The sequence below is a fragment of the Hymenobacter crusticola genome (assembly GCF_002154225.1).
Classification (GTDB): domain Bacteria; phylum Bacteroidota; class Bacteroidia; order Cytophagales; family Hymenobacteraceae; genus Hymenobacter; species Hymenobacter crusticola.
Genome location: NZ_MTSE01000013.1, coordinates 122,003 through 138,224, shown reverse-complemented (window position 1 = coordinate 138,224; position 16,222 = coordinate 122,003). Strand labels below are relative to the sequence as shown.

13 protein-coding genes are annotated in these 16,222 nt (G+C 55.6%); 3 read left to right on the top strand and 10 right to left on the bottom strand.

The window, feature by feature from the left end; all coding sequences use genetic code 11:
• Positions 1 to 79 precede the first annotated feature (79 nt).
• Positions 80 to 1,729, bottom strand: a complete 1,650-nt coding sequence (locus tag BXP70_RS20350; RefSeq protein ID WP_086595959.1) for a CTP synthase — start codon at positions 1,727 to 1,729, stop codon at positions 80 to 82.
• A 414-nt stretch (positions 1,730 to 2,143) separates the two neighbouring features.
• Between BXP70_RS20350 and BXP70_RS20345 the strand changes: the two genes are divergently transcribed.
• Entirely contained in the window at positions 2,144 to 3,502 is a 1,359-nt protein-coding gene (locus tag BXP70_RS20345) for a D-alanyl-D-alanine carboxypeptidase/D-alanyl-D-alanine-endopeptidase (RefSeq protein ID WP_086595958.1), read from the top strand.
• Positions 3,503 to 3,563: 61 nt separating this feature from the next.
• Here the strand turns inward: BXP70_RS20345 and BXP70_RS20340 are convergent, their stop codons facing one another.
• From BXP70_RS20340 to serA, 5 genes are all read right to left on the bottom strand, one after another.
• Entirely contained in the window at positions 3,564 to 4,703 is a 1,140-nt protein-coding gene (locus tag BXP70_RS20340) for a TlpA disulfide reductase family protein (RefSeq protein WP_086595957.1), read from the bottom strand.
• 73 nt (positions 4,704 to 4,776) lie between these two features.
• Positions 4,777 to 5,907: a TlpA disulfide reductase family protein gene (locus BXP70_RS20335; protein ID WP_086595956.1), complete on the bottom strand. Its 1,131-nt coding sequence runs from the start codon at positions 5,905 to 5,907 to the stop codon at positions 4,777 to 4,779.
• Between the two features lie 82 nt (positions 5,908 to 5,989).
• Positions 5,990 to 7,474 carry a TlpA disulfide reductase family protein gene (locus tag BXP70_RS20330; RefSeq protein WP_086595955.1) on the bottom strand — a complete coding sequence of 495 codons (1,485 nt, stop codon included), beginning with the start codon at positions 7,472 to 7,474 and terminating at the stop codon, positions 5,990 to 5,992.
• Between the two features lie 171 nt (positions 7,475 to 7,645).
• Positions 7,646 to 9,466 carry a hypothetical protein gene (locus tag BXP70_RS20320; protein ID WP_143436594.1) on the bottom strand — a complete coding sequence of 607 codons (1,821 nt, stop codon included), beginning with the start codon at positions 9,464 to 9,466 and terminating at the stop codon, positions 7,646 to 7,648.
• Between the two features lie 113 nt (positions 9,467 to 9,579).
• Complete coding sequence (serA, locus tag BXP70_RS20315) at positions 9,580 to 11,475, bottom strand: phosphoglycerate dehydrogenase (RefSeq protein ID WP_086595952.1); 1,896 nt, start codon at positions 11,473 to 11,475, stop codon at positions 9,580 to 9,582.
• Positions 11,476 to 11,604: 129 nt separating this feature from the next.
• Here serA and BXP70_RS20310 point away from each other — a divergent pair, with 129 nt between their 5' ends.
• Positions 11,605 to 12,576 carry a hypothetical protein gene (locus BXP70_RS20310; RefSeq protein ID WP_086595951.1) on the top strand — a complete coding sequence of 324 codons (972 nt, stop codon included), beginning with the start codon at positions 11,605 to 11,607 and terminating at the stop codon, positions 12,574 to 12,576.
• Here BXP70_RS20310 and BXP70_RS20305 read toward each other — a convergent pair.
• The 3 genes from BXP70_RS20305 to BXP70_RS20295 form a co-directional block, all read right to left on the bottom strand.
• A complete protein-coding gene (locus BXP70_RS20305; RefSeq protein WP_086595981.1) occupies positions 12,538 to 13,464 on the bottom strand; it encodes an alpha/beta hydrolase family protein in 927 nt (308 codons plus the stop codon). The two genes, BXP70_RS20310 and BXP70_RS20305, sit on opposite strands and share 39 nt — an antisense overlap.
• Before the next feature lie 41 nt (positions 13,465 to 13,505).
• Complete coding sequence (gene gloA2, locus BXP70_RS20300; RefSeq protein WP_086595950.1) at positions 13,506 to 13,895, bottom strand: SMU1112c/YaeR family gloxylase I-like metalloprotein; 390 nt, start codon at positions 13,893 to 13,895, stop codon at positions 13,506 to 13,508.
• A 102-nt stretch (positions 13,896 to 13,997) separates the two neighbouring features.
• Complete coding sequence (locus tag BXP70_RS20295; RefSeq protein WP_179197765.1) at positions 13,998 to 14,708, bottom strand: DUF421 domain-containing protein; 711 nt, start codon at positions 14,706 to 14,708, stop codon at positions 13,998 to 14,000.
• A 220-nt stretch (positions 14,709 to 14,928) separates the two neighbouring features.
• Here BXP70_RS20295 and BXP70_RS20290 point away from each other — a divergent pair, with 220 nt between their 5' ends.
• Positions 14,929 to 15,597 carry an alpha/beta hydrolase gene (locus BXP70_RS20290; RefSeq protein ID WP_086595948.1) on the top strand — a complete coding sequence of 223 codons (669 nt, stop codon included), beginning with the start codon at positions 14,929 to 14,931 and terminating at the stop codon, positions 15,595 to 15,597.
• A gap of 44 nt (positions 15,598 to 15,641) precedes the next feature.
• Here the strand turns inward: BXP70_RS20290 and BXP70_RS20285 are convergent, their stop codons facing one another.
• Positions 15,642 to 16,055: a DUF983 domain-containing protein gene (locus tag BXP70_RS20285; protein ID WP_245849699.1), complete on the bottom strand. Its 414-nt coding sequence runs from the start codon at positions 16,053 to 16,055 to the stop codon at positions 15,642 to 15,644.
• Between the last annotated feature and the right edge of the window lie 167 nt (positions 16,056 to 16,222).

The window sequence follows — 16,222 nt, the reverse complement described above, 5'->3', positions numbered from 1 at the left end:
GACTGACGTTCTGTAGGAGCTCAGCTCGAATTAAGTGTTGGGTAGCATTTTGCTCTTACCCATTGACACGCAATACTTCCTAAATTTCGTTTTTGTGGTGCTGAATGGCTGCCCGCACGAAACGCACAAACAGCGGATGCGGATTCTGCACAGTGCTCTTGAGTTCGGGGTGAAATTGTCCGGCTACAAACCACGGATGGTCGCGCAGCTCAATCACTTCTACTAGGCCCGTATCGGGGTTCACGCCCGATGCCAGCAAGCCAGCTTCTTCAAATTGGCCTAGGTAGTCGTTGTTGAACTCGTAGCGGTGCCGGTGCCGCTCGCTGATGTGGTTGCGGCCGTAGGCTTTAGCCGCTTTTGAGCCCTTGCGCAGCTCGCAGTTATAAGCACCTAGGCGCATAGTGCCGCCTTTCTGGGTGATGGCTTTCTGTTCCTCCATCATGTTGATGACAGGGTGCGGGGTCTGGGCATCCATCTCTGTGGAGCTAGCTCCTGGCAACTGAAGCACGTTGCGGGCAAATTCTACCACGGCACATTGCATACCTAGGCAGATGCCAAAGAACGGAATGCCCTTTTCGCGTACGTACTTGATAGCCGCCACTTTGCCTTCGAAGCCCCGCTCGCCAAAACCTGGTGCTACCAGCACCCCATCCACGCCGTGCAGCAGCTGGGCCACGTTATCCACGTTGATGTGCTCGGATTGAATGCTGCGCACCGTTACCTTGCATTCGTTGTAGGCACCGGCATGAATAAACGACTCGTTGATGGATTTGTACGCATCGGGGAGCTCCACGTACTTGCCCACCAAGGCGATGGTCACTTCCTCGGTCGGGTTCTTCAGGCGACCTAGGAAGTCTTTCCACGATTCTAGGTCAGGGGAGGGGGTGCCACCCGAGAGTTTCATCTTCTTGATAACTCGGTCGTCGAGCTGCTCCTTGAGCATGAGTAGCGGCACCGAGTAGATGCTGTCGGCGTCCAAAGACTCGATAACGGAGTTAATCTTCACGTTGCAGAATAGCGCAATCTTCTTGCGCATCTCCATCGGGATGGGGTGCTCGGAGCGGCACACCAGAATGTCGGGTTGCAGACCAGCTTCGCGCAAATCGCGTACGGAGTGCTGGGTAGGCTTAGTTTTCAGCTCGCCGGCCGCGGCTAGGTAGGGCAGCAGCGTGAGGTGAATCACGAGCGAATCATTCGGGGGTAACTCCCAGCGCAGCTGGCGCACGGCCTCCACGAAAGGCAAGCTCTCAATATCGCCGATGCAGCCGCCGATTTCGGTAATTACCACATCAAACTCGCCGCCCTGCCCGAGCAGCAACATGCGGCGCTTAATCTCGTCGGTGATGTGCGGTACTACCTGCACCGTTTTGCCTAGGTAAGCGCCCTCACGCTCCTTGCGGATAACGTGGTTGTAGATGCGGCCGGTCGTAACGTTGTTGGCCTGCGAAGTGGGGGTGTTTAGGAAGCGCTCGTAGTGACCTAGGTCGAGGTCTGTTTCGGCGCCGTCGTCGGTTACAAAGCATTCGCCGTGCTCGTACGGGTTCAGCGTGCCAGGGTCGATGTTGATGTAGGGGTCAAACTTCTGAATAGTGACCCGGAAGCCACGTGCTTGCAGCAGCTTGGCGAGAGAAGCGGAAACAATTCCTTTTCCGAGAGAGGAAGTCACCCCGCCGGTGACAAAAATGTACTTGGCCGTTGCAGCCGCGGAAGTTGGAGTTCGGTCTGGCATAACGGGAAACAAAGGTACGAAAAGAAGTCGGGCCTTTCCCGTTTTACTTGCCAAGCTTTTGGCAGGACGTCGTGTAGCCAGGCTAGGTTGGCAGTTTTAGCAAGGCAGTTGCGAGTGGTCAATAGTTGTGGTAGAGGGTGTCCGCGTTGATTCGGGAGTGAAAAACGGTAAGCCGCTTGGAGCGGGCTTATACCTGTACTATCCGCCAGGAACTGAGCGTAATGCCGCTAGCCCAAGTGGTTGCACGATCCTGGTCTGGAATGCCGGGGCTAGCGCGCCAAAACCTAGGTAGAAGTTGATGAGCCTAGGAAAAGCTGCTCGAATCCTTGCGATACTTGGGAATGACAGCGCTGTTCTAAACTTTTCGGGGCAGCAGCTTTCTTTCTAACCTGCGGCGGCTGCATCTTGCAACATATGCTGCTTTCGTTTTTTCGCCGTCTGTCATTGCTAGGCTTCCTGTTGGCCACCACCCTCACCTTTGCCGCCAGCGGGGGCGATGAGGAAGCCGAAACTTCCCTAAATCGTGGTCGTGGGCCGCGCTGGCTAAACAAGCTGATCACCGAGTCGCCGGTATTGCGTCAGCATTTTGTGGGCGTGTGCATCACTGATGTGGCCAGCGGCGAGAAGCTGTACGAGTTCAACGCTGATCGTTACTTCACGCCTGCCAGCAACATGAAGCTATTTAGCTTCTACACCGGGCTGCACATGCTTGGCGACTCGTTGCCTAGCCTGCGCTACGTAGTGCGCCACGACTCGCTGCTGTTCTGGGGTACCGGCGACCCCACGCTGCTGCACGGCGACGTACCAAGCCGCCGCGCTTTCGACTTCCTGAAAAACCGGCCCGAAAAGCTGTTCTATTTGCCTGTTCCGTGCGTTGATGCGTTTGGGCCGGGCTGGGGCTGGGAAGATTATAACTACTACTACTCGCCCGAGCGCGGACCTTTCCCGGTGTACGGGCACACTGTTCGCTTCTACGGTGGGCCCGGCAAACGGCCACGTGTGGGGCCGCGCTTCTTCAACCCGATGGTAACAGCGGCCTTGCCCGGTACTACCGACCCGGAGCATGTGCGGCGCGCCGTCACGGAAAACCAGTTCACGTATTTCCCAGCTACCAAAAACTGGGTGGATGAAACTCCCTTTCGGACTAGTCCGGCGCTGTTGCAACAGTTGCTTCAAGATACACTACGGCGCGCCGTAACGGTGCTGCCCTGGCGCATGCCACGTCTCCAAGATTCGGTTCGCATCCTTGCCGGCTTACCCGTCGATTCGCTCTACCGGCGCATGCTGCAAGTGAGCGACAACTTCCTGGCCGAGCAGCTTCTACTGATGTGCTCCAGCAAGCTAGGTTTCGATTCGCTCGATACGGGTCGTGTGATCCGGCTCATGCGTCGTCAGTCCCTCGCCGACCTGCCCGACGCGCCACATTGGGTAGATGGCTCTGGCCTCTCACGCTTCAACCTCGTGACGCCCCGTACCATGGTGGCGCTGCTACTCAAGCTGCACCAAGAAGTGCCTGAGCCGCGCCTGCTGAGCGTATTGGCGGCGGGCGGCGGCCATGGTTCCTTACGGCGCGTGTACCACGATAAAAACGGCACCTGGTTTTGGGGTAAAACGGGCACACTTAGCAACAACCACAATGTATGCGGCTACCTGCGCACGCGCAAAGGCCGGTTGCTGGCGGTGAGCTTCATGAATAACAACCACGTTGTGACGACCACAGAAGTGCGCAACGAGATGGAGCGGGTACTCGGGCAAGTGCGGGAAAGGTTATAAAACAAAACGGCTCCAGCAGAAAGCTAGGGCCGTTTTGTTTACTAATTGTTGTAGCGCGTGGCTACTTAATAAACTGAGCTAGGGTAGTGCGTAGCTCATCGCCGTGCAGGTTGTGGGCTACAATCTTGCCGCTCGGGTCTACCAGAAAGTTTTGTGGAATCGCTTCGATGTAATAGAGACGGGCAGCTGCATTATCCAAACCTTTCAAGTCGGATACCTGGGTCCAGAGGACACGGTCATCTTCAATCGCTTTTACCCATTTGTCACGGGCTTTTTCGCCATCTAAGGATACACCTAGGATATCGAAGTTTTTGCTCTTGTACTCATTGTACACTTTAATCACATTCGGATTTTCGGCCCGGCAGGGGCCGCACCACGAAGCCCAAAAGTCCACCAGCACATACTTGCCACGGTAGTCCGCCAAGGACACTTCTTTGCCGTCAGGCGTTTTCTGCGAAAAGTTAGGTGCCGTTGCGCCAATAGAAATTGCCTTGATTGCTGCTAACTTCTCTCCAAACTTCTTCCCATCTGGACTACTTTGAATCGCTGGGGTTAGTGTCTGGTAGAGCGGAGCTACTTCCGCATACTTAGGTGCCGGACCTGCTACTTGTGTCAAGGCATCAAGACTGACAAAAGAACTAGGATTAGCCTTGATATAAGCTGTGAGAAGTTGATTGGTCTCATCAGTTCTTGCCGTGCGAAGAGCAACAAACTTATTTTTGATCTCCGGCGACTTGCGCTCCTCTGCGGTGGCGCTCTGCCACACGTTTTTGTTGAGGTTATGATACTTCTGATCAATGGGTTGCAGCGACGCTTGCAGCTTCTGGTACTCAGTCGTAAGCTTCGAACCGGTAATAGTGGCCGTTTCCAGTGAATCGGCGCCCATTAGAATAATAGGGCCTTTTTCCAGAAACAAGCGGACATGGTCCTTGCTGTTCTCTGCCTTAAGATAGTCACTGTCACTCTTCTTACCGCTTCGAAAAAGCAGCAACGTGGCTACTTTCGGAGTATCCGTAGTGCCTTTCAGCTCAAATTGGCCATTCCGCACCGCACTCGAATCCATAATGCCATCATGCTCCAGGTAGACTTTGGCCGGGGCGTTTGCCTTCCCAACTTGCCCCTTGATGGTGAAGGCAATAGGCGCCTGAGCATGGGCCATTACGGCAGTAATTAGTAAGCCACCAAGCAGATAATTCTTCATATACGTTTAGGTTAACTATGGAATCACTACGCAACTAGAAGCACTCTAAATCAAGTCGATATGACCCTGGCAGCTATTTAATAAACTGCGCCAGCGTCGTCTTGAGCCCGTCGCCGCGCAGGTTCGTGGCCACGATCTTGCCGCTGGGGTCCACTAAGAAGTTCTGCGGAATGGCTTGCACGCTGTAGCTCCGAGCGGCGGCGTTGTCCCAACCCTTTAGGTCGGATACCTGGGTCCAAGCGAGCTGGTCGTCTTGGATGGCTTTCAGCCACTTCTCGCGGGCTTTCTCCGTGTCGAGCGACACGCCTAAGATGTCGAAGTTCTTGGCTTTGTATTCGTTGTAGACTTTCGTGACGTTGGGGTTTTCCTGCCGGCAAGGGCCGCACCAGCTCGCCCAGAAGTCAACCAGCACATATTTGCCACGGTACTCGTTTAGGCTGACGGGCTTGCCCTCGGGCGTATTAAGCGTGAAGTTGGGCGCTTCGGCTCCGATGGACACACTCTTCAGCGCAGCTAGCTTTTCTGCGTACTTCTTGCCCTCGGGGCTAGCCTGCAACTCCGGCGACAACTGCGCGAATAGGGGCGCTATTTCCTCGTATTTCGGTACGGCGCCACCCATATCTTGCACCGCATTGAGGCTGATCAAAGAGCTAGGATTGGCGCGAATGTGAGCTGAGTACACTTGGTTGCGCTCCTCCGTGATAACCTTATCCTGCTCGTCGATGCGCTTCTCGAACTCGGGTGATTTGCGTTGTTCGGGGGAGGCGGCGCGGTATTCCGCCATAAGGGTATTCATCTTCGCATTACTCGGTTTGAGGGCCGTTTGCAACTGTGCAAACTCGTTGGTCAGCGCCGAGCCTTTCACCTTCGCATTCACCAGGGAATCGGGGCTAGTGAAGGTGGTTTTGCCTTTGTCGAGGAAGAAGTTGACGCGGTCGGCTTGCCCGGTGCGCATCCGCATGCGGTTGCCTTTCTGCACCAGAACCAGGCGCGTCTGGCCGGGTTCCGTGAGGGTGCCTTCCAGCTTAAACTTGCCATTCTTCACCGTGGCCGAGTCGGCAAAGCCTTTGCCGCTGCGCCACAAATAAACCTTGGCGGAGTTGTCCAGCTTACCTAGCTTGCCTTGCAGCGTGAACGGTACGGGCGCTTGCGCGTGCGCCGTCCAGGTGGTAGCCAGCAGGCAACCGAGCAGATAATTCTTCATACGTGTGTTGGTTGAGGATGCGATTGTGACAGAAATATATTCAGATTGTTACTCAGCACAATAGCGCATCCTCAACCAACTGCTACTTGATGAGCTTGGAAAGTGTGGCGTGCAAATCTTCACCGCGCAGGTTGGTAGCCACAATCTTACCGCTCGGGTCGATCAGAAAGTTTTGGGGAATGGCCTGCACGCGGTAAAGCAGCGCAACCTGGTTTTCCCAGCCTTTGAGGTCCGATACCTGCGTCCAAGCTAGCTTGTCGTCCTGAATAGCCTTAAGCCACTTCTCACGCGCCTGATCTTTATCAAGCGACACGCCTAGGATGTCAAAGTTTTTGTCTTTGAACTGGTTGTAAACTTTGATGACGTTTGGGTTTTCAGCTCGGCAGGGGCCGCACCACGAAGCCCAAAAGTCAACCAGTACGTACTTGCCGCGATAGTCCGCCAACGATACTTGTCGCCCATCAGGGGTTTGCTGGGTAAAGTTGGGCGCCTGCTGCCCCACGGCAACAAGCTTAATCCGCTCTAATTGCTCTCCGTAGGCTTTGCCAGCCGGAGTGTTACGAACGGCAGCGGAAAGAGCATTATAGAGCTTCGTTGTCTTCTCATAATCAGGAACTTGTCCAACTGCCTCTTTTAGCGAGTCCAAGCTTGCGGGCACGTCAGGATGGGTCGTGACATATGTAATCAGCCGCTTCTTGCGCCTTTCTTCATACAGGAATGCTAGTTCCCCTTTGTGCTTCGCGACAGCTAACACGATAGCCTCCTTCTGTTCTTCAGGCGACTTGGTACTATTAGCGGCGGTAGCCTCCTTCACAACTTGCAGCAGCTCTCCATATTTCCGGCCATCTACGCTATTGCGAAGCTCCGGGCTCAGCGCGTCGAACAGCGGAATTATCTCGGCATAATTCGGATTTGGATTAGAACTACTCATCCGCTGCACCCAATCCAGGCTCACATAGGAGTTAGGGTGAGTTTTGATAAAATCTATTGTCCGACGGTTACTCTTTTCCAGAAGCGTCTTCCGCTTTGCTTGCAACCGACTTGCTAGCTTCGGAGATTGAGCCTGTTTAGCTGCTTTCTCCTTGGCTTCCAATTTCATAAACTTGGCATCTAATGGTTTGCCAGCCGCCCGAAATTTCTCGACTTCTGCTGTCAGAGGTGAGCCAGTGATAGTTGCGTTCTGTAGGGAGTCGGGGCTGGTAAAGGCTGTAGTTCCTTTTTCTAGGAAGAAGAAGGTGCGATCTACAGATGGTCTACCCCAGGCCTTATAAAGATCGCCGCCTGGTATTAGAAGGAGCATGACCTGCTTAGGCGTGTCCGTAGTGCCTTTCAACTCAAACTCGCCGTTGTGTAAGGGGGCAGAGTTGTCAAAGCGGCCATCTAGTAGCAAGAAAACTCTGGCCGGCGCATCGACCTTTCCAATCTTACCCTTCAGCACAAAGGGAATAGGCGCCGGAGTCGGCATCTCTACCTTCTTATTCTGGGCCTTCGCTTCATACGAGATAGGAGCCTGAGCTTGCGCCACGAATGGGGCAAGCAGCAGCAAGCGGAGCAAGTGTTTTTTCATGTGCTTTCAAGGTGGATGGTGTGCCTGAAAGTAAATGAAAAAGAGATTGTTAGTTGATGCGCTGCCTGAAATTCATTGTACGCACCACGTGACGCGTTTTGTTGATCTTTCGTTGCTATCAGTACACTTAAATAGGTTATTTTAATCTCGAAAATTGGCTTTTGGTGAAGGTTACTCATCACTTGCCTCAACCGCCTCGCGAAATAATTCAGGTTGTGCTTTGCTCAAGGTTAGATGTTGCTCGGAGGTGAGGAAAATGTAGCCTTCACCACCTAGACACTCATAAAACTTGCCGACGGCGTGTTGCTCTTGTGTAGCGCGCTGGATCAGTTCAACAAAAGCAGGGTCTAGCCAATCTGAGTCTGCCTTTAACTGGGTGCGATACGTGTGATTGTTTAGATCGAAGCTAAACGGAATAGTCGTCGGCAAGGACTGATCGAAGGTGAAACCATCTTGTACGTGCTCAGGAGCAAAGCCCCCACGCGAAATGACTGCTAGCTCCTTCGTATGCCGCACGTAGACGTGCGGAGAATCCGCCGACTCCCAATCGAAAGCGTGAACGACGTGCGGAAAACTCATCAGCACCTCGGCAAAACTTATTTTTGCTCCGCTTAATGCTTTGCGGCGGCCCTGCGTAATCTGCTCCGGCGAGAGATGCGAGAACAGACCTAGGTGCTGATACCAAGTCACGAGCTTTTCAATATTCGGTGAACTGAATCGGTTGTCGTGCGACTCAATGGAAACAAGGTCTTGATTGTTGCCCAATAGTTTGCGCTGTTGCTCCGTCATAGCAATCAGGCCTAGGTATTCGTCGCCGTGCACGGATTGCGCGTCAGGCTTATATGCCCGGTAGAGCCGCAAAGGAGAATTTTGGTCTGCTAGCCAACGATTAATACTTCGGTAAAAATTCTCTCCTACTTGAGCACCAAGGGACGGAGCAGGATCGGTGCCGTCTTTACGAATAAAGTCTTGCCAAAATGTATTTTCATAATGCCGACCATTGGCTTGGAAGCTCAGCGTGACGTTTTGCTGGCGCAGATCAGAGCCCATGTCTTTCTCTGTTACTGTCACGCGCAAATCGGTGTAGCGGAAACCAGGTAGAATGGCCGGTAACTGCGCAAAGATGTGCGGGTACAATCGTTGCGGCTCGTGGCTCAAATGACGCAAATCGAGTACTTGGCCACGCTGACAATAAGCTAGGACCTCGAATGGCTTCTTGAGTTCATAAGGACGATAGTCCCGGAGCAAGCGTTGATGCTGAGTAGCACTGAGCAATCCAGCTTGTCGTAAGCTGTCTAACCATTGCAGTTGCTTTACTTTGTTTTGGTCGTAATTGGCGCGGTACTGCATTTCGCTGGCCGCCTTTGTGCACACCTGCTCCTCAGTGATCAACTGACCATTACGCAGCAGTTCTTGCAAGTGCTGGTAAACTGCTACATCTATAAGTCCTATCTCTCGTAAGTCGCGGGCCGTGCGGGTACGGGTTTTACCGAACACACTGCGCTGGTTGTTGATCCAATGATGACTTGCCGGAAGGCCTCCGATAGGCGGATAAATAGTCCAACCTCCTTGAAGCAAGGAATCTTCGGCTTTAATAGCATTCTCAATCTTAAACCTAGCAGGAAGCTGTCGGTAGTACCACTGTTGAAAAGCGACGGTATCACCTTTGAACCGCGCAAGTGCTTGCCGGTATTTGTCAAAAATCGCCGAAGATTTTTGAGTATCAACGTAGCTAGAATCGCCGGTTGCTGCGGCTACTTCCACGTCAAGCTCCTGGGTTCGATAGTTAAACTCGGCTTTGAAGGCTTCTACGCAGAAAGCTAGGATAGCAGCAGGGCTGTTGCTTTGTTGCTCCGTAACAGTTTGGTGAAGTTCGTCATACTCTTGAATGCGTAGATCCCCATGCCGAATGCGGCGGAGCAGTTCGTCCCGGCCTGCTAACGATAGAAGGTGTCGCTGATAAAGCTGCTCCGCTATGGTGGAAGCACCCACGGATTGGACCGGAGATGTTTTTGTACAAAACCAAACAGCTAGGGCTAGCAAAAAAGCTAGCCCTAGCATGAATAACGCTTTCACTTTGGAGCGTATTTAAGAAGTTTAAATGCTTAATACAGCACCCGGAACTTAATGGTATGCTCTACGTGGCGTAGCTCGTCGATGAGCTCCGGCTCGTATTGCTTGTCGATGTCGGTAATCACGTAGCCGATGTGCTCGTTGGTTTTGAGGTACTGACCTAGGATGTTCACGTGGCGGTTGGCCAGCACGTTGTTGATGCGGGCCAGTACGCCGGGCACGTTGGCGTGGATGTGAATGAGGCGGTGGGCCTGCTGATCGGGCAGTTGGATGTTGGGGAAGTTGACGCTCTGCTGGGTGTTGCCCGAGTTGATGTACTGCATGATGCGCTCGGGCACAAACTCGGCAATGTTGCGCTGGGCCTCGGCCGTGCTGCCGCCGATGTGGGGCGTGAGCAGCACGTTGGGCAAGCCGCGTAGCTCGCTCTCAAACGCTTCGGAGTTGGTTTTGGGCTCGTAGGGGAATACGTCCACGGCGGCGCCACCTAGGTGCCCCAAGCGCAGGGCGGCCGCCAGGGCGGGCACATCCACCACGTGGCCGCGGCTATTGTTGAGGAAGATGGCGCCCGGCTTCATCAGGGCAAATTCTTCGGCCCCGAAGAGGTTGGTGTTGCTGGGGCGGCCATCCACGTGCAGGGTCACGATATCTACTTGCTGCAACAGCTCGTGGAGCGTGCGCACCTTGTGGGCGTTGCCGAGCTGAAGCTTTTCGGCAATGTCGTAGTAGAAAACCTGCATGCCGAGCGCCTCGGCCACCACCGAAAGCTGGGTTCCGATGTTGCCGTAGCCGATGATTCCTAGCTTTTTGCCCCGCACCTCAAATGCACCCTTCGCCGACTTATCCCATTCGCCTTGGTGCATCTTCTCGCTTTTCTCGGGTAAGCGGCGAGCCAGCGCAATGATCTCCGACAAAGCTAGCTCCACCACCGAGCGGGTGTTAGAAAATGGCGCGTTGAACACGGCCACGCCCTTTTTCATGCAGCCCACCAAGTCGATCTGATTGGTGCCGATGCAGAAGGCGCCCACGGCGATGAGGCGGTTGGCGGCGTCGAGTACGCGCTGCGTGACGTTGGTTTTGGAGCGAATACCGAGGATGCTCACGCCTTCGATGCGCGCTACCAGCTCGTCTTCGTCGAGGCCACCTTGCACGATTTCCACTTGGTAGCCTTCCTCGCGGAACAGCTTTTCGGCGGTGGGTTCAATGTTTTCGAGCAGCAGCACGCGGATGCGGTTCTTCGGATAGGAGAGCGTCATGGGGAGTTTATTCTGGTACAGAAATTCGTCGAAAGAAGGCACCACTTCGTCGGCGCGGGCCACCACGGCGTCGCGCGTCACGTTTTCGGTGAAGGCGTAGAAGCGGTTGGCAAGGCCCGCTTCGCGGATCTGATAGTCGGTGTAGCCGTCGCCGAGCACGTACACATCGCCGGGCAGGTTGAGCTGGCGCAGCTGCTCGATTTTGCCCCCGTCGCGGCTGAGCACGTTGCTCGGGTCGAAGCCCGTGATGTTGCCGGCCTCGTCGTAGGTGAAGGTGTTGGCCAGCACGTAATCGGCGGGGATGCCAAAGTCGGCCACCACCGGCTCGATAAACTCGCGGAAGCCGCTGCTCACGATGTATATGCGGCCCGGAAACTGCGCAAAGAAGTCGCGGTTGCGCACAATGCTGTCCGACACTTTCGTCTTGAGCTGGGCCACCAGCAGCGGCAGATGCTCGCGCCGGGCGCTCAGCAACCCTAGCCGCCGCCGTAGCGACTCCGAGAAAGAAATACTGCCATTCATGCCCGAGTCGGTGAGGGCGCGGATGTCGCCTACCACTTTTTGGCGGTCGGGATGGCCTTGCAAAGCAATGTCGGCTAGCTCATCGAGCCCTTCTACTTGGGTGAAGGTGCTGTCGAAGTCAATAATGAGGTACGGAAGGTCACGTTTGGCCATAGCGGCCGCAATATCGGGCGGAAACGATGGGTTTGGAAAGACCTTTTTTACTTTGTTCGGTAAAGGTTAAGCAGTTGAGCTGCTTTTGTCCTGGCTATCTTCACGCGTCAAGCTCCTCTTTTAGCTCTCATGAAGCTTCCTCTTTTCGCCGCTGCCAGGTGGTGGCTGCCTTTTAGCTGTTTGTTGCTAACGAGCTGTGCGCTACACCCTTCCAGCGGCCGCTTGCGGGTAGAAGCCGGCTACTGCGACCCGCCCCAGGTGTACCGTTATGATGCGGCCACCGCGCCACTTCCAAGCATTCAGCCGGTGCTCGATAGCGCCCTGACGGCCCACTACTTGCGGCGCAACTTGCTGATTGCTAATGCCGCGGGCGTGCTGCCGCAACTCAAGGCTCTGACCCAACTGGAACGCACGGCACAGCAACAACCCTCACCGGCGCATACGCTAGCCGCCCTCGCCCAGCGCCAGCAGGTGCTGGCGCGCTTGCAGCTAATGGCCACGAGCATTGCTAGCACGGCCGCCGAACTAGATTGTGAGGGCGAGCGGGCCGACCAAGTGGCAGGTTATCTCGCCGAGCAAGAGGATCGGTATGAACAGCGGCTCACGGTACTGTCGATTGGGGTAGGCGCCGTGGCAGGCGTCGGTACCACGGTGTTCGACCAGAAAATACCGCAGTATGCGTTTGGCATTGGGGGCGGCTTGCTCACGGCCGGGCTAGGGCTGCTCACGCTCACCTCGCACCGTACCATTGCGTTCGAGCACCCCCGCAACTTGCTCACTGATATTTGGGAGGAGAAGCCGACCTCGGCCTTGTACCCGCCCAGCGTGTGGTACTGCTTGCAGGAAAAAGCTTTCAGCAACCAGGGAGAAACCTCCGTGGGGCACAATACGCGCCAGCGGTGGCAGCATTACGGGCAGCTAGCCCAACCCAATTCGCCGAAGGGCCGCCAGCAGCAGGCGCTACTATTTGGCCAGGGTGGCAAGTACAGCGTAGAAGAACTGCGCATCCGGGCCAATATGCTCAACGAGTTACAGGCTGCCGTGCGCCTGATCGAGCAGGATCTACAAGCGCTTTTGCTGGCGCTCACGCGAACTTCCTAGCAGGTCTTCTACTGCTTTCTCAATCGTCGGCCAGGCGGAAGAGGCAGGATAAACCAAGTCGAAGTGGCCAGTATTGGGGAGCAGCAGCACGCGGGTATCATCCCCCTTGGTCTGCGCTAGCGTAGCAAAATTTTGAGCTTGGCTCACCGGCACAATAGGATCTTGAGCGCCCTGCACAAGACGCACGGGCACGCGCAAAGGCAACAGTTGAGAGGGTGAGCCAGCGGCGTAGCGTTCAGGGGTTTCCGTAGGCTGTCCGCCTAGTAGCTGCGCAACGGCCTTGTTACAGCTGCCAGGGGCGGTGCTATAGGCTGCCAGGTCGGGGATACCCGCCAGTGCTACCACCCCTTTCAACTTCAGCGGCTTTGGGGAATAAAGCGGACTGGTGCGGGGTAGGTTACGCCGGGCCGCGAGCCACAAAGCTAGGTGGCCGCCCGCCGAGTGCCCAAGCACCACTACCTTTTTGGGGAGCAGAGGGTAGGCTTTGGCCAGCTCGCGCACATAGTCAGTGCCTTGGGCGACGTCCTGAAATGTACCAGGAAACCCCCCGCCAGCGTTGCCAACCCGCCGAAACTCTAGGTTCCACGTGGCATAGCCTGCCTTTGTGAGAGCCGCGCTGAGGTGGCTCATATAAGCAGCATTGTATTCTGAAAGCCAGCAGCCCCCGTGAAGAAGCACCACCACCGGAAACGGACCGGTGCCCTCCGGCAGCCGCAGTTCGCCGACCTGCAACGAATCTGGTCCGTACGAAATGCGCTTGCCAGCCACCGGGGCAGGTAGTCGCACAATATCCTGCCAAGTAACTAACCTAGCATCTTGAGCACACGCCAGGTTCGGGCTGCCGCACAGAGCGATGCCGGTAAGGAAGAAAAAGAGAAGGCGGGTCATGCTGAAGAAGGCGAAGAAGCGGCGTGCGACCAAGGGCCCAATTAAACTTCGTAAAACTCCAGCGGCAGATCGTCGGGGTCGGCGATGAATGTGAAGCGTCGACCGGTAAATTCATCTACCCGAATAGGCTCGGCAACTACCTGATGCTGAGCTAGGCCCTGCACGGTAGCATCCAAGTCCGACACGGCGAAAGCTAGGTGGCGCAAACCAATGGCTTCGGGGCGGGAGGGGCGCGGCGGGGCCCCAGGGAAAGAGAACAGCTCGATGATGTAGTGGTCGTTCAGCGCTAGGTCGAGCTTCCACGACTGGCGCTCGGCCCGGTACACTTCCCGAATGACGCTCAGGCCGAGCACCTCGGTATAGAAGCGCTTCGAAACCTCGTAGTCGGAGCAGATGATGGCGATATGGTGAACGTGAAGCAGCGGGAGCATAAGGCAACAAAACAACAGTGAGCGCGCAAAGCTACGACCGTTGGACCACAGAGCCGTTGGCTCGTAGCGACGAAAGCTAGCTAGGTACGCTTACTGGTACGCTTATGCCTGGCGCTTGGCCGTGGAGCTAGGTAGCCAGTGCTGGTTCTGGCAGACGGCGCAAGTGTGCTTGCCCGGCGTAAGCTCGTGGGTATACCCGCAAACAGAACAGGCGTACGGCCCGGCAGCGGTGATTTCTAGTTGAGCCTTCTTCAGCAGCTCCGGCCAAATCGGCAAGCCTGGCCGCACTTCCTCATCGGGGTAAAAGTACACGCTCACGTTGCCGGTGGCTTCCATGTACAGCTTCCGAACCTGCCCCAGGTGCTCCACTTGATGCTGACGCAGCTCCCCGAACAGCTCTTTTTGCGTCAGGTTTTGTTTCGAGAAAGCCTGCATTTCTATGCGGCCTTCGTCGATGAGACAAATGGTGGCACCTTCCAGCCAATCGCTGAACCGCACCGACTTTTCCGTGAGAAAATTGAAGCCCACGTACATCAGGCCGACTACCAAAAATACCACGGCAATGTGGGTGAGTGGCACGTCGGAGTAGAACATGGCGTCGCCGGCTGCCGAACCTAGGGCTAGGATGATGCTAAGCTCGAAGATGGAAAGCTGACGTACGCCACGGCGGCCCGTGAGGCGCAGCACGCCCAGCACCAACAAATAGGTGATGGCACAGCGCAGCGCTACCTCGCCTAAAAAAGCGGGAGGTGCATCTTCCGACCATAGAATGCGGTGCCAATCGAAGGGTTCTACTTGCTTAGCTTGGGCCATTGGGAGAAACAGAATAAAGATATTCCTGCTGCACTGGCTGGGGCCGGGCAGGTAAGAGAAAAACTCTTCTGTTCTTAACGCAATGGTTGAGTTAGGGTTAAGGAAATAGATGTAGGTACAGGGAAATAACAGTTGCTGACGGGCACGCTGCTGAGTGCTAGCAACCTCAGCTATATCTAATTTGGCCAAATGTAGTACACCGTTGAAAGCAACTACTACCATGGCAAAGCAACAGCAGCAAGAGTACGTACTAGAGGCAGTTACCCTCGAGCAGGTTGTAGACGGGATAGAAGAGCTTGTCTTTCACACCAATGCGGGCCGAATGCCGGCGCGCTTGCACCCCGCCCCGGCCGGAGCCCCGGCGGTGGTATGGGTAGGTGGGGCGGGAGGGGGCCTCGATGGACCCGCCTGGGGCATGTACCCCCGATTGGCCGGCCAGTTAGCTGTCCACCATATTGCTTCGCTCCGGCTGCATTATCGTCAGCCCAATCATTTGGAAGAGTGTGTGGCCGATACGTTGATGGCTGTGCAACACCTCGTACAACAACGCGGCTATGGCGCCGTGGCGCTGGTTGGACACTCTTTTGGCGGGGCCGTGGTAATAAGTGCGGGTGCGCTCAGCAACGACGTGAAAGCCGTAGTAGCAATGAGCAGCCAAACCTACGGCACCAACCTAGCTCCGCAGGTAAGTCCGCGGCCCTTGCTGCTGCTCCACGGCACTACCGACGAAATTTTGCCCGCCACGTGTTCTGAAAACATCTACGATCGTGCCCGGCAGCCGAAAGAGCTAATCTTGTATCCTAATTGTCGCCACGGCCTCGACGAATGCCGCGACCAGGTAGATACAGATGTGGTGCGGTGGCTCCAGAAAAGCCTAGGCGCAGCCTAACCGGCTGCGTTCTGGAAGTAGCTCGTTTGCTTGCTCTACTTTTCCTACTCAGGTACGCTTCGGCGCGTTGGTGCGCTGGCCCACTCAGGGTTGTAGCGCACGCCGCCAAACAGGTACAGCATAATGGTGCGGGAGTAGCGCAACGAAAGCGTGCAAGTGAGTAGCACCCCGATAGAAACGCACGTGACGTACACCCACGTGGCGGGGTCGCCGGCCAGGTAAAACAGCAATACGCCCACTACCAGCATAATGCCGGTACCAAAGGCAAAGCTGATGTACATGGCGCCCCAGTAGAAGCCCGGCTCAATCTCGTAAACCAGGCCACACACCGGGCAGCGCTCCGGCATGTCGGTGAAGTGCGCTAGGTTGAAGGCGCTGTGGGTAAATAAAGGTCCTTGGTGGCAACGAGGGCAACGCTGATCCAGCATTGCCAACGTGGAAGATTCGATAGGTTTCATAACGGGAACGGCAGACAATGACGTGGGCATCATACGGCTCGGTAGTTAGTGTACGTTCCGGCGCCAGGCAGGCTGCCTTCTGGGGCAACTTTTCAGAAAATACCTTCCGGAAACGTTGCAAAATTAGCGCGTGCCCAGGCGCGCCGCACGGACCACTTCGCGGTTTG

Bases quoted from the DNA above. Each gene is read 5' to 3' on its own strand.
- BXP70_RS20285 (WP_245849699.1), bottom strand. From the start codon at position 16,055: ATGAAACCTATCGAATCTTCCACGTTGGCAATGCTGGATCAGCGTTGC.
- BXP70_RS20290 (WP_086595948.1), top strand. From the start codon at position 14,929: ATGGCAAAGCAACAGCAGCAAGAGTACGTACTAGAGGCAGTTACCCTC.
- BXP70_RS20350 (WP_086595959.1), bottom strand. From the start codon at position 1,729: ATGCCAGACCGAACTCCAACTTCCGCGGCTGCAACGGCCAAGTACATT.
- serA (WP_086595952.1), bottom strand. From the start codon at position 11,475: ATGGCCAAACGTGACCTTCCGTACCTCATTATTGACTTCGACAGCACC.
- BXP70_RS20330 (WP_086595955.1), bottom strand. From the start codon at position 7,474: ATGAAAAAACACTTGCTCCGCTTGCTGCTGCTTGCCCCATTCGTGGCG.
- BXP70_RS20310 (WP_086595951.1), top strand. From the start codon at position 11,605: ATGAAGCTTCCTCTTTTCGCCGCTGCCAGGTGGTGGCTGCCTTTTAGC.
- BXP70_RS20305 (WP_086595981.1), bottom strand. From the start codon at position 13,464: ATGACCCGCCTTCTCTTTTTCTTCCTTACCGGCATCGCTCTGTGCGGC.
- BXP70_RS20345 (WP_086595958.1), top strand. From the start codon at position 2,144: ATGCTGCTTTCGTTTTTTCGCCGTCTGTCATTGCTAGGCTTCCTGTTG.
- BXP70_RS20295 (WP_179197765.1), bottom strand. From the start codon at position 14,708: ATGGCCCAAGCTAAGCAAGTAGAACCCTTCGATTGGCACCGCATTCTA.
- BXP70_RS20340 (WP_086595957.1), bottom strand. From the start codon at position 4,703: ATGAAGAATTATCTGCTTGGTGGCTTACTAATTACTGCCGTAATGGCC.
- BXP70_RS20335 (WP_086595956.1), bottom strand. From the start codon at position 5,907: ATGAAGAATTATCTGCTCGGTTGCCTGCTGGCTACCACCTGGACGGCG.
- gloA2 (WP_086595950.1), bottom strand. From the start codon at position 13,895: ATGCTCCCGCTGCTTCACGTTCACCATATCGCCATCATCTGCTCCGAC.